13 protein-coding genes and 2 pseudogenes are annotated in these 12,141 nt (G+C 44.6%); 5 read left to right on the forward strand and 10 right to left on the reverse strand.

The genetic code is table 11. The features are described 5' to 3' along the window. From QTO00_RS06535 to QTO00_RS06560, 6 genes and pseudogenes are all read right to left on the reverse strand, one after another. Positions 1-1,056, reverse strand: a 1,056-nt coding sequence (locus tag QTO00_RS06535; RefSeq protein WP_331423769.1) for an aminotransferase class V-fold PLP-dependent enzyme, incomplete at its 3' end; no start/stop codon positions are given. Continuing rightward, on the reverse strand, positions 1,056-1,655 hold the full coding sequence (locus QTO00_RS06540; protein WP_331423770.1) for a DJ-1 family glyoxalase III: 600 nt from the start codon (positions 1,653-1,655) through the stop codon (positions 1,056-1,058). The genes QTO00_RS06535 and QTO00_RS06540, both read right to left, overlap by 1 nt. After that, complete coding sequence (panE, locus tag QTO00_RS06545) at positions 1,655-2,542, reverse strand: 2-dehydropantoate 2-reductase (RefSeq protein ID WP_331423772.1); 888 nt, start codon at positions 2,540-2,542, stop codon at positions 1,655-1,657. Before panE ends, QTO00_RS06540 begins: the two co-directional genes overlap by 1 nt. Before the next feature lie 111 nt (positions 2,543-2,653). Beyond that, a pseudogene (locus QTO00_RS06550) lies at positions 2,654-2,950 on the reverse strand (outer membrane protein OmpK); the annotation flags it as partial. Between the two features lie 33 nt (positions 2,951-2,983). Then, the gene (locus tag QTO00_RS06555; protein WP_331423774.1) at positions 2,984-3,745 is read right to left on the reverse strand and encodes an IS5 family transposase; all 762 of its coding nucleotides are present in this window, start codon (positions 3,743-3,745) and stop codon (positions 2,984-2,986) included. An 89-nt stretch (positions 3,746-3,834) separates the two neighbouring features. Beyond that, positions 3,835-4,362, reverse strand: a pseudogene (locus tag QTO00_RS06560) (outer membrane protein OmpK); the annotation flags it as partial. 344 nt (positions 4,363-4,706) lie between these two features. On the opposite strand from QTO00_RS06560, the gene QTO00_RS06565 reads away from it, so the two are divergent. The 3 genes from QTO00_RS06565 to QTO00_RS06575 are packed head-to-tail and all read left to right on the forward strand — an operon-like array spanning position 4,707 to position 6,589. Continuing rightward, positions 4,707-5,288 (forward strand): LON peptidase substrate-binding domain-containing protein, encoded by a 582-nt coding sequence (locus QTO00_RS06565; RefSeq protein ID WP_331423776.1) that lies wholly within the window; start codon positions 4,707-4,709, stop codon positions 5,286-5,288. Positions 5,289-5,346: 58 nt separating this feature from the next. After that, entirely contained in the window at positions 5,347-5,925 is a 579-nt protein-coding gene (locus tag QTO00_RS06570) for a sigma-70 family RNA polymerase sigma factor (RefSeq protein ID WP_038203587.1), read from the forward strand. Position 5,926: 1 nt separating this feature from the next. After that, a complete protein-coding gene (locus QTO00_RS06575; RefSeq protein WP_331423778.1) occupies positions 5,927-6,589 on the forward strand; it encodes a ChrR family anti-sigma-E factor in 663 nt (220 codons plus the stop codon). A gap of 56 nt (positions 6,590-6,645) precedes the next feature. Here the strand turns inward: QTO00_RS06575 and QTO00_RS06580 are convergent, their stop codons facing one another. The 4 genes from QTO00_RS06580 to QTO00_RS06595 all read right to left on the reverse strand — a co-directional run bounded on the left by QTO00_RS06580 (position 6,646) and on the right by QTO00_RS06595 (position 10,415). Then, on the reverse strand, positions 6,646-8,037 hold the full coding sequence (locus tag QTO00_RS06580; RefSeq protein ID WP_331423780.1) for an AmpG family muropeptide MFS transporter: 1,392 nt from the start codon (positions 8,035-8,037) through the stop codon (positions 6,646-6,648). 70 nt (positions 8,038-8,107) lie between these two features. After that, positions 8,108-8,653: a peptidylprolyl isomerase gene (locus tag QTO00_RS06585; RefSeq protein ID WP_331423782.1), complete on the reverse strand. Its 546-nt coding sequence runs from the start codon at positions 8,651-8,653 to the stop codon at positions 8,108-8,110. Further along, complete coding sequence (locus QTO00_RS06590; RefSeq protein WP_038203575.1) at positions 8,653-9,222, reverse strand: YajG family lipoprotein; 570 nt, start codon at positions 9,220-9,222, stop codon at positions 8,653-8,655. Before QTO00_RS06590 ends, QTO00_RS06585 begins: the two co-directional genes overlap by 1 nt. Before the next feature lie 62 nt (positions 9,223-9,284). Further along, on the reverse strand, positions 9,285-10,415 hold the full coding sequence (locus QTO00_RS06595) for a methyltransferase (RefSeq protein ID WP_331423787.1): 1,131 nt from the start codon (positions 10,413-10,415) through the stop codon (positions 9,285-9,287). Between the two features lie 137 nt (positions 10,416-10,552). Here QTO00_RS06595 and bolA point away from each other — a divergent pair, with 137 nt between their 5' ends. Continuing rightward, positions 10,553-10,861, forward strand: coding sequence for a transcriptional regulator BolA (gene bolA / locus QTO00_RS06600; RefSeq protein WP_331423785.1), 309 nt, complete (start codon positions 10,553-10,555; stop codon positions 10,859-10,861). A 433-nt stretch (positions 10,862-11,294) separates the two neighbouring features. Then, positions 11,295-12,141 (forward strand): NADH:ubiquinone reductase (Na(+)-transporting) subunit A (gene nqrA, locus QTO00_RS06605; RefSeq protein ID WP_331423786.1); only part of this gene is annotated, 847 nt, incomplete at its 3' end.

Consider the following 12,141-nt stretch of genomic DNA (forward strand, 5'->3'; position numbering starts at 1 on the left):
CTGTTGGTCAAGCAGAGTCGCGACATCTTGGTGATGGACTCCTCCAACGACAAAAGAGATGACGGATGATTGTGGCTGAAAGCCCAAGACCTGCACGTCTTCAAGCTTACTCAATTTTTGGTAGGCACTCTCTGTCAACTGATGTAGGTGCTGTTCTACTGCGCTTTGATTTAATGATCGGTACCAATTGATCGCAGTGGCTAGTGCTATCGCGCCAGCGACATTTGGCGTCCCTGCTTCAAATTTACCCGGTACTTGAGTAAAGGTAGTACCCTCAAAAGAGACCCTCTCGACCATCTTTCCTCCACCATGCCACGGCGGCATTACCTCTAGCAGAGATTGTTTGCCATAAAGTACGCCGATCCCAGCAGGAGCAAACAGCTTGTGCCCTGAGAACACATAAAAATCCGCCCCCATTGTTTGTACGTCGACCTGCTCATGAACCACGCCCTGAGCACCATCAACGACGACCACAGCACCGTGTTGGTGAGCAAGCTGTATTACTTGTTCAATGGGCTGTCTTGTTCCAGTTACATTGGTGATGTGGGCAAGTGCGACAATCTTTGTTTTATCGCTGAGCCTGTTTTTGAATTCAGCAAGGTCAAATTGACAGTCGGCGGTCATAGGAACTTTGATTACCTTCGCGCCAGTCTGCTCTGCAACGATCTGCCACGGTACAATATTGGCATGATGCTCCATCTCTCCTACCAGTATTTCGTCTTCTGGTTGCAAATTGGAGCGAGCGTAGGTTTGAGCAATGAGGTTTAACGCCTCTGTGGCACCACGTGTCCAGATAATTTCTCTGCTTGATGATGCACCGATGAACTGGGTGACTGTCTCACGTGCAGCCTCAAATTCACTGGTCGCTTTGGCGGTTAAACTATGGCTACCACGGTGGACATTGGCGTTTTGTTGGCTGTAGTAATCAGAAATAGTATCAATGACGCACTGTGGTTTCTGGCTTGTCGCAGCACTATCAAGATAGACGAGTCTCTGTTCATTGACTTGCTGATTTAAAGCCGGAAACTGCGCTGCGATCTCAAGGGCGTTAAACATTACTCATCACCTAGTTTGTGATACTGCAGAGTTGGGATTGTGACCATAGGTTCGGCAACTGTCCAAGCGTGAGCTTTACCCGACAGCAGGATAATAATCTCCATTGCGAACTCAAGCGCAGTACCTGGGCCTTGGCTAGTGAGTAGGTTGCTGTTGATGTCGTAGGTGACACGTTTGACGCGCCAGTTCTGTTTTGGAATATAACTTTCAAAGCTTGGGTGACAAGTCATTAGCGCGTCAGGATAAAAACCATGGTGGGCCAAAACTAGCGCTGGAGCCGCGCAAATTGCGGCAACAAGTTTACCTTCGTACATCTGCTGCCGTATGATCTCGACCAATACAGTGCTGTCACGGAATATTTCTGAGCCCCCAACACCTCCAGGTAGGATAACCGCATCAAACTCATCATCAGCGACATCGACTAATTTGCAGTCAGCAGTTAGGGTTACGCCGCGAGACGCCTTCATCGTTAACTTGCCATCAAAGTCAGCACTGGCAACGACGACCTCATAGCCGGCACGAACCATCATATCGATAATGGTAATAGCTTCCATTTCTTCGCTACCAGGAGCGATAGGGACGAGTACTTTTTTAGTCATTATGAGTTCCAACTTTGTTCGATCTGTTTGATAGCTTGATAGAGTTCATGGTTGTTCGCAGCCGAGATACCATGGTGCTCAGCGCGCTTTAGCAGGTAGCCTGTAATAAAGTCTATCTCGCTTGGTCGCTGATGGAAAATATCTTGCTGCATCGATGAGTGATTTTCAGCGGTGGATTCTATCACTCTATTGACGGTAGTTAAGAGTTCAGCATACTCAATTGGCACCGCTTCGGCGCGAAGAATCGCACACACCTCGTCAAGCAGAGAAGCGATGGTCTTTTGGTGAGTCCCTTCGGTTAACTTGCCATTGTTAACTTGGTGAATCGCCGTAAGTGGGTTTATCGCACAGTTAATGGCCAGTTTGATCCATAGTGCGTGCTCAATATTCTCATTCCACTGGGCACTTGGTTGAGCATGCTCGAAAACTGGCGCAAGAAAGTCACACTTTTTACCTTGCTCGTTATAGCCACCGAGTTGAGTTTGTCCCAAGCCAGTATGGAGAACTTGCTGTTTGTTCGGCTTATAAGCCCCATGAGTGGTTGTTGAGAGTACAATTGGATTATTGGGCAGAAGGTTGGCAATGGTGTCAGCCGTGCCCATGCCATTGTGCATCAGGGCGATCACCGCATCTTGGCTTATATGGGGGAGCAATGGAGTGATGGCTTGTTTTACTTGCCATGCTTTGACTGTGACTAGAATTAAATCTGCTTGCTGCGTAGCAGCGACATCTTGGTTGAGAAAAACGTGCGGCGCTTGATGCTCAAACTGCAATGTAATCTCTGGGTCTCTAGAGGTGGACCAGACGGAGACATGATGTCCTGCGTGTTTGAATTTGTGTGCCCATAAAGAGCCAATAGCCCCTGGACCTAGGATAAGAATGTTCACTGAGCACTCGCTAATAGATAACTTTGCGTCAAGGATAATATCAGTGAAATGGAAATCAATAAAAATGGCACCCTAAGGTGCCATTTCGAATGTTTTCACTTGCGAGTTCGATTAGAACTTGTAAGTTACCGCGATGTAGTGCGCGAAACCAGTTGAGTCAGTTTTACCTATCACGTTGTCATTGTCATCTAGGACATCATTACCATCTTTGATGCCGTATACATCGTAAAACGCTTTAAGTCCGTAACCAACCGCGAAGCGGTCTGAGTGCCAGTAGATACCGTTGTACATTACACCGCCGTTACTCGCTGTTGCGTACTCGTCTTTCATACCAAATTGGTAATCTAGGTAACCTTGGTATGAGATAAATGAACCGTTTTCAAAGAAGTAGAAAGGTTTGAACCAGTTAGGGGCTGTTGATCTTTGCTGTTCGTTTTATATTCAGCAATACATCGGTAGCCACATTAGCATAAATGCCAGCGATACCATACTGGCATAGTTCCTTTTTAACTTGTCATATCGGCTTGAAATTGCTCGATAATGTTTGATTCTAGCAAAAGCATTTTCAACTAAATGACGATACTTATATAGACACCAATCCATACTTTCCTTGTCTATATCTTGCCCATAATTGCGTTTAGCTATGACGGTGCTTCCACCTTTTAATTGGACGAAACTTCGGAAGGGGCCACTATCATAACCTTTATCACACACAATCGTATTCACTTCATCTAACTGTTCTACAAGGCTTTCGGCATGAACAATATCGTGTCGTTGACCTTCTGAAAGGTCAAAGCAGATAGGTAATCCACCACTGTCTACAGCTAAGTGGATCTTAGTTGAGTTACCGCCACGACTCTTTCCAATACACTCGCTATCTGGTGTCGCTGCGCCAGAGCTATGCTGATGAGCACGGACAATTGAACCGTCTAGAAATACCCATTCAAAATCAGCCATGCTAGATAACCTTTTGAAAAGTAGATTTAAAATTCCTTTTCGAGACCAAAGGTTAAAGCGTCTATAAACGGTACTCCACTCACCGAACTCAGAAGGTAAGTCTCTCCATGGTACGCCAGTTCTTAATCGAAACAGTATTCCTTCGAAAGTCATTCGATGTTCTGGTTTATTATAAATTCGACCAGTGCTCTTCATAACTTGAAGTAGCTTTTCCCATCGTTTATCAGTTAGCATTGTCCTTGGCATGGTGAGCTCAGTTGTGATTTGTTTTTGGCGAAATGATTATAACCTTCACCATGCCGTTCAAAAATCATCACGAAAGATCAACACGCCCTAGTAGATAGTTGGAAACCGTTCCAGTCTTTTTTACCATTGTCGTAAGTACTGTATAGGTTTAGGCCCATTTTTCCTAACCATGGTGCATTGATATCAGAACCTAGACCGATTTTGTATTGGCCTTCTGATGAACCACCGTTAAGGATCAGCTCAGACGCTACGTAAACTTCTTGAACAGGACCGAAAGATAGATCTTTACCAGTCAGGGCGTCTAGAGACATACGCGGTGCAACTTTCATGAACAGTTTATCTGAACCAGATTTGTCGCTGCTTGAATCACCTGTAATGTTGAAGTAATCGATGTAACCGTATAGGTCGAACATACCTGAGCGTCCACCAAATTCCATCTCTAGGTAATCGTGAGTGGAATCATCTGGGAAACCAGGTTTTTCATTGAATGCACCCATTAGGTTGAACTGCATCCATTTGTAGTCGTTTTTGTTGATGTCGCCGTCAGAGTAATCGGCAGCCATTGCAGGAGCAGACAGCGCTGCAACAACACCTAGAGTTAAAAGTGATTTACGCATAGTGGGAACTCTCTATGTTTTGTTAAGTTCGATATCCAATAGATATTTGTTTAGTTGCACAATGTGGCCTGTGCTTTGTTGAGGAGCATAATATCGACAAAAATCTCAAAAGCCATGTGCAACTGATGTAAAAAAACATAAAACTAGTGACCCGTATCTCATTAATGGACTTATTTTCTCAATGTAACGGAACTTTCATTCCGTTGCATAAAAAATGTTTGAGGTATCGTTTACGCAAACGTTGGCTATAAATTATATGTTTATCAAGTAATCAACGGATTTGGTGAATGATCGGTTTGTGGCGCAGTAACGTAACAAACAGGAAAACAGCTGAGGTTACGTTTATGACTGAATTGATGCTTTTTCCATTAAGCTCTTTAGTGCTCCCCGAAGGGAAAGTGCGTTTAAGGATTTTTGAACCACGTTACAAGCGACTTATCTCCCAAGCGATGAGAGCGGATGGTACGTTTGGTATCTGTCTGTTTGAAAAGAGTAACGCAATAAATGCAAGTGAGCTTTCGAGCGTTGGCACCTTGGTAAAGATCTACGATTTTGAGCAGTTAGATGATGGACTGCTCGGCGTATCGGTGGTCGGCTTGAAAAAGTTCGCAATCAAGCAAGTTCGTGTCGAGTACGACGGCTTACGCTATTCTAAAGTGGACTGGCTGCCGAATTGGCACGTCACTGAGCTTGATGCTGATTCAGAGCAACTTAGCCACTATCTAAATCGTGTCTATCACCAGTTTCCGGATATCGGTGATCTGTATGATCAAAAATTCTTTGATGATGCAAGTTGGGTGAGCCAGCGGTGGTTGGAAATTCTTCCGCTGACCAACTCGGTGTTTGACGGTTTAGCTAAGCAGCCTGATTGTATTGGTACGCTGGACTATCTTAAGTCAGCGTTAGCGAGTGACATTATTCAGTGATCTCTTTTGCTTGATTTACGTAATTAAGAGTTAAAGGGCTTTATTAAGGATATCGAACATGGCCAACCTAGATACCCAAGCTTTTACTAAAAATGACTGGGCGTCGTGTATGGAAAAAGTGAAACAGAAAGATAAGCAAGCATTTGCGCAAGTGTTTTCGCACTTCTCACCGCGTTTAAAACAGTTCGCTTACCGCCATATGGGTAACGAGCAGGTTGCCCTAGAGATTGTCCAAGAGGCTATGTCTACGGTTTGGCAAAAAAGCGCGCTGTTTAATAGCGATAAAAGCTCTCTGTCCACTTGGATTTATACGATTGCGCGTAATCTCTGTTTTGACACGTTACGCAAGCAAAAAGGCCGCGAGGCGCATATTCATTCGGAAGATATTTGGCCAAACGATTATTGTCCGCCAGACATGGTGGAGCATTACTCTCCGGAGACAGAGCGACTTAAACAGCAGGTGATTAAGTATTTAGACATTTTGCCTGAAGCCCAGAAAAAGGTCGTCAAAGCAGTTTATTTGGAAGAGTTACCGCATCAACAAGTGGCTGACATGTTTGATATCCCCCTTGGTACGGTCAAGTCCAGACTTCGTTTAGCAGTAGAAAAACTTCGTGATTCAATAGAGGCAGATTAGTATGAGTTACCATCCACAAACATCGACGTTAAAAGCGTACGCTGAAGGCATGCTTGATGATGTGAGTGCGTTTGCCATTGCCACTCATATAGAAACTTGTCCGGAATGTCAGCGTCAAATTCAGTACTTCGAAGCTCAATTTGGTGAGCAACTAAGTAGCGAACCTATCGACAGCAACCAGGGCCTAGATGCCATGTTTGAACAGATTGTCAGCTTAGAGCAGAACAGTGATCCATTACGTCCACCACGTCTTCCGACTTTTATTGAGGTGAATGGAAAGAGTTTCCGTCTTCCTCTCTCTCTTTCACGTTTTCGTGACAGTATCGGCGAGTGGAAGAGTTACGGTGGCAAGGTTTACAGCGCCTCGGTAGATATTTCCCAACAGGCGAAAGTCAACCTGATGTATATCGCTGAAGATGTCACAATACCTCAGCACACTCACAAAGGTTTAGAGTCGACGCTAGTTCTGCATGGCGGTTTCAGTGACGAAGATGGTCACTACGGTGTAGGGGATTACCTAGTCAAGGATGGCACAGTCAAACACAGTCCATTTACCCGCAAAGGCGAAGACTGCTTGTGCCTTACGGTTTTAACTGAGCCTATGCTGTTTACCCAAGGCGTTGCTCGAGTGTTCAACATGTTTGGCAAGGGAATGTACCCTTAATCCACGTTGACTACTTGCGTGAAAAGGGCTTGGTTTTGCAACCAAGCCCTTTTTAATTAGGTGCTTTCTGTACTGTGCTGCTGTGACTCTTGCCTATCTCGCTCTTTAGCCTTCTCTAGCATATTGGCAAAATAGTGCCTTAGTGAGTAGAGCATAATTAAGCTAGGAATAACCATTAGTGCAGTCAAGATAAAGAAGGTTGACCAGTCGTTGAGGTAGTCAACAAGCTCACCGGAGAACGATGCCAAGGTTGTGCGACCAAAGTTACCTAGCGAGGCCAATAGTGCATATTGGGTTGCCGAGAAGGCTTGCCCGGTCACTACAGTTAAGAAGGAGACAAAAGCGACGGTGGAGAATGCCGAGGTAAAGTTATCTACTACCAGTGTCGCCAAGAATAGCTGCTCATTAGGGCCAACTTTAGCAATCCAAGCAAACATCAAGTTACTCGATGCCATGGCAATACCGCCGATCATTAGGCCGCGGACAATACCAAATTTCACGTTGACCATACTGCCTAGTAGGGTAAAGAGTATGGTAAGTCCCCAACCGATCAACTTAGAGTAGTAGCCTATCTGTTCGTTGCTGAAACCGATCTCTTTATAGAAGGTGATCGACATTCGGCCAAGGAAAGCCTCCCCAATCTTAAATAGGAATACGAACAGTAGTAGCGTTAAGGCAACTCTGAAACCATTACGTTTGAAGAAATCTAAGAAGGGTTCAACGACAGTAACGGTTAACCAAGCGACTGCGCGATTGCCTACCACTTTGCTGTGCCTTTGCTCTGCTGCTGCTTGTAAGGCGTCGCGTTGCGTCTTCGGTTCACCGACTAAGATAGTAAACAGCATGAGTAACCCAACGATAGCAGCCATACCGTAGTAGACACCATTCCAGCCAATGGAGTCCGCGTTAATGAAGGCTAGATAGCCGGGAACAGAGTATCCTGTCCACCATCCCATCACGGCCATGGCAGAGGCTTGAGGCAGTTTTGAAGGCTCAGACTTAGGGAAAGTGTCAATACGGTACGCATCAATCGCGATATCTTGTGTTGCTGATGAAATGGCGATGCCTAGGGCTAACAATGAAGTTAGCATCAAGTTTTTCGATGGATCAACACCGGCAATAAACAGGGTACAAACCAATACGACGGACTGGCAAAGGAAGATCCAACTTCGACGCTGTCCAAGCATGCCATGTAGTACTGGTAGACGAACACGGTCGACTAAAGGGGCCCACAAGAAATTGATCGCGTAGACGGCAAAAACACTGCCAAAGTAACCAATGGCAGCGCGGGTCAATCCTGCGTCTTTTAACCACCCTGACATATTCGAACCAATTAAGACCCAAGGGAAGCCGCTTGAACAGCCAAGCATAAACACCCACATCAGGCGTTTGTCCATATAACTGCGGATGGTTTCTCGCCAAGACATAGATGGTGAGTCTGAGGACATACACTATTCCTTGTTTAGAGTTCCGGAATGCAAGAAGAAAGGCTCCAACATATGGTGGAGCCTATATAGATTATTTTAGAAGAGTCGCTTTAGTAATAATAATGGATTCGACTGGTACATCACGGTATCGGCCAACCGAGTGAGTTCGCTTTGTCCCCATTTGTTGGATGACTTCAAACCCTTGTGTCACTTTACCAAATACCGTGTAGCCCGGTGGGCGTTGGTCATAGTCGAGAAAGTTGTTGTCGACAAAGTTGATAAAGAACTGACGCGTTGCGGAATCCGGGTTATTGGTTCGAGCCATGGCAATGGTTGCTGTGTCATTCTTTAAGCCATTCGAAGCTTCATTCTTAACTGGAGGGTAAGTCGCTAATGGCTTCATATCTTTATCGAAGCCTCCCCCTTGTGCCATAAAGTTGGGTATTACGCGGTGGAACTGGGAACCTATATAACTGCCGTCCTCAACGTATTTAAGAAAGTTTGCCACGGTAATTGGCGCGCGATCTTGATTCAGTTCGACGGTAAATGAGCCTAGAGTGGTTTCAAACTCGACCTTAGGCCCTGCGAACACAAGACTGCTTACCAATGCTAATGAGGCAATTGCCAACTTCCACATTAGAATCGCTCCTGCATGTAGTTTTGAAGCTCGCGATCGCTAGCGACTTCTTGTAAAACGAGGTTGATCACATCGTTTAGTACCGTTTCGATCTCTTCGTTAGAAGCGCTTAACGCTCCTGAACGTTTTGCCGTACCAGTGTATGTCTTAACCAGTTTACCTTGTGGAGTCTCGGCCGTGACTTCTAACACGACTTTACCATCCATTTGGTTTTCCATAATGGTGTGTTTAACCGTAACCAGAGCTTCTTGGACTTCTACTACAACCGAGTTTTCGCTGCTTACTGTGGTACGAAAACCTTGTGATTTGAACTGTTCAAGCAAAGCGTTTTCAATTGAGATACGCACATTTTGCTTAGAGTGGATAGGCTCGATGTTAGAACGGCCACTATCAACTAAAGCCACATATTGCGCAGAACGCATGTCTTTACTGGTTAGCGTGAAAGTCGCGCCTTGAACGATATCGCTGTTGCTCAATACTGCTTTAGGCATGAAGTTGATTTGCTCTTGCTGCGGTGCGCTACACGCAGTAAGTACTACCATTGACGCGGCTAGAACCAGTTTTCTCATTGTTAATTCCTTTCTTATTGACTCTGCGAGCCTACTGAAACGTATAGACAGATAATAGTGGACTATTTAGTCGCTTGTAAAATAACAAATTTCTTATTGGATGCGACAATTTTTACATTTGGCTTGCCAAACAGTCTAGATAACTTTCCATCGTAGCCGAGGTGACGGTTACCGATAACTAATAATTGCCCGCCAACACTAAGAATTTGCTTTGCATCACAGAACATCTGCCAAGCAATATGATCTGTAATCGCCTGTTGCTGGTGGAAAGGGGGGTTACACATGACCAAATCCACATCCTTGGCCGGCATTCCATCGAGACAGTTGTTGGCAATACACTCGATATCTCGCTCACTTCCTAAATTAGACATTAGGTTTTGTCGTGTAGATGCTACTGCCATAAAACTCTCATCGACGCAGGTAAGTTTTATTTGCGGATTGAGTTGGCCCATTTTGACTGACAACACGCCGTTACCACAGCCGAGGTCGAGTACATGTTTCAGTTGTTCATTCTTTGGCAGGTGTTCAAGCATAAAGCGCGCACCAAGATCTAAGCTTTCACCTGAGTAAACATTCGGTAGGTTATTTAACTCAATATTGGTGTTATCGACTAACCAGCGGGTATTGGGTGAAACATCGCTAGGGGCGTTACAGTTGGCATGACTAAACACCAGACGATGTTTTTTCCATGCTAAAGACGTTTTAGTTTCGCCAAGATACTTTTCAAACAGCTTAAGAGTAGAGGTGTGGATCTCTTTGGCTTTATTGACCGCAATGACGGGAACGTTTTCAGGCAGAGCAGCTCGGAGACGGCTGAGTAGCCAAGTTAGATGTCGATTACTTTTCGGTAGCTGAAACAGGACCATATCGACTTGGCTCGGTAGGTCATCCATAGTGGTTAAGTATTGGATGGTCGGGCAGTGATTAAGCGCGAGGTTAGCTTTTGTTCCTTGGTGAGATATGAACGAGTCGCTCATCATAGTGATTTGGTGATTGGCACTAAACCAGCAACTCAACGCGCCAAAGTTATCATTGATGATTAAGATATTTTGATTTGGAGATAGCCCCATCTCTTCAACATGGTTAATCAGGTACTCGTCTCCAGCATCCCAAGCTTGAAGAGTCTCTTGGTTTCGTTTGGGATACCTGAATAGTGAGAGGGTGCGCTCATGCAGAGTCAGGTCGGTTTTCATCATCAGTGTATTTGTGGGTCATTAATCGCTAAATTGTCGCAAAAGCTGAAGATAGAAGATACTAAAACCTTTAGCTTTATTAGAATGAGGATTATTATCTACTTTTATACATTATTCATATTTGATGGTGGAAACAGATGGTCCAAGAAATCATTGAAAGCAAACTTAAGCAAGCTTTCGAACCTGATTACCTTAGTGTGGTTAACGAAAGCTATATGCATAATGTGCCCTCTGGGTCTGAAAGCCATTTTAAGGTGGTGGTTGTGAGTGACAAGTTTGCTGGTGGACGTTTGATTTCACGCCATCGACAGGTTAACCAAGTCTTAGCAGACGAGTTGGCGAATCATATTCACGCTTTATCGATGCATACCTACACCATAAATGAGTGGAAGGAACAGAATCAGCTCGCCCCTGACAGTCCAATGTGTCTTGGTGGCTCAAAATGAATCATTAAAGGGTAGCTTAGGCTGCCCTTTTTAGTCGTACAACAATTTAAACATTAACAAGATAGAAACATATTAACTCAATGGTTGGTTTTAAAACAGAATGTTTCATGATGTGAATAAATCATAATTAGTGGAATAAGAAAGCCGATTTATGTTTGTGCGTTGGCTCAAAATTATGACTATTCTTTCGCCTGTTAAAGCCTATTCCTACGAAATATCTTGGTTTATCGTAGCTTTCATCATGGCATCAACTTCCAAAAAGATGATAGACTGTGGCACCTGACAAATCTGTCTACATTTCTGTGGATGATTTTTTAATGGAATGTTGCGATTTTGGTGTTTAAAACATCACCAAAACCGGACACTAGTGTCGTGTCTAAAAGTTACGCAAACAAAGAATCTTTTTCCCGATAAAAAAGTAGTGCAAGTGCGTATGATTACAATAAAGAAGGGTTTGGACCTTCCTGTCGCAGGAACTCCTACCCAGGTGATTAATGATGGTAAAACCATCAAGAAAGTCGCCTTGCTTGGCGAAGAGTACGTCGGCATGCGTCCTACTATGCATGTCCGCGTAGGCGATGAAGTAAAGAAAGCTCAAGTTCTTTTCGAAGATAAGAAGAATCCGGGTGTGAAATTTACTTCACCTGCCGCTGGTAAAGTGATCGAAGTTAACCGTGGTGCTAAGCGTGTGCTTCAATCAGTAGTGATTGAAGTGTCAGGCGAGGAGCAGGTAACGTTCGATAAGTTTGAAGCCGATAAACTAGCAGGCTTAGACCGTGAAGCGGTTAAAGCTCAGCTGGTTGACTCTGGTCTTTGGACGGCTTTACGTACTCGTCCGTTCAGCAAGGTCCCAGCAATCGATTCTTCTACTAAGGCTATCTTCGTAACTGCTATGGATACTAATCCACTAGCGGCTCAGCCTGAGTTGATCATCAATGAACAGCAAGAAGCGTTTGTTGCCGGTTTAGATTTACTTTCAACTCTGACTGATGGCAAGGTTTACGTTTGTAAATCTGGTTCAAGTCTTCCTCGTTCTTCTCAGTCTAATGTCGAAGAGCATGTATTTGATGGCCCTCACCCAGCAGGTCTTGCTGGCACCCACATGCATTTTCTATATCCAGTAAATGCAGAAACAGTGGCGTGGAGTATCAACTATCAAGACGTGATTGCGTTTGGTAAGTTGTTCCTAACTGGTGAACTATACACAGACCGTGTTATCTCTTTAGCAGGTCCAGTGGTAACTAACCCTCGTCTGGTGCGTACAACTCTTGGTGCTAGCC

It is taken from the genome of Vibrio sp. M260118 (assembly GCF_036533755.1).
Taxonomy (GTDB): Bacteria; Pseudomonadota; Gammaproteobacteria; order Enterobacterales; family Vibrionaceae; genus Vibrio.

Bases quoted from the DNA above. Each gene is read 5' to 3' on its own strand.
- QTO00_RS06590 (WP_038203575.1), bottom strand. From the start codon at position 9,222: ATGAGAAAACTGGTTCTAGCCGCGTCAATGGTAGTACTTACTGCGTGT.
- QTO00_RS06585 (WP_331423782.1), bottom strand. From the start codon at position 8,653: ATGTGGAAGTTGGCAATTGCCTCATTAGCATTGGTAAGCAGTCTTGTG.
- QTO00_RS06540 (WP_331423770.1), bottom strand. From the start codon at position 1,655: ATGACTAAAAAAGTACTCGTCCCTATCGCTCCTGGTAGCGAAGAAATG.
- QTO00_RS06555 (WP_331423774.1), bottom strand. From the start codon at position 3,745: ATGCCAAGGACAATGCTAACTGATAAACGATGGGAAAAGCTACTTCAA.
- QTO00_RS06570 (WP_038203587.1), top strand. From the start codon at position 5,347: ATGGCCAACCTAGATACCCAAGCTTTTACTAAAAATGACTGGGCGTCG.
- QTO00_RS06575 (WP_331423778.1), top strand. From the start codon at position 5,927: ATGAGTTACCATCCACAAACATCGACGTTAAAAGCGTACGCTGAAGGC.
- QTO00_RS06565 (WP_331423776.1), top strand. From the start codon at position 4,707: ATGACTGAATTGATGCTTTTTCCATTAAGCTCTTTAGTGCTCCCCGAA.
- QTO00_RS06580 (WP_331423780.1), bottom strand. From the start codon at position 8,037: ATGTCCTCAGACTCACCATCTATGTCTTGGCGAGAAACCATCCGCAGT.
- bolA (WP_331423785.1), top strand. From the start codon at position 10,553: ATGGTCCAAGAAATCATTGAAAGCAAACTTAAGCAAGCTTTCGAACCT.
- QTO00_RS06595 (WP_331423787.1), bottom strand. From the start codon at position 10,415: ATGAAAACCGACCTGACTCTGCATGAGCGCACCCTCTCACTATTCAGG.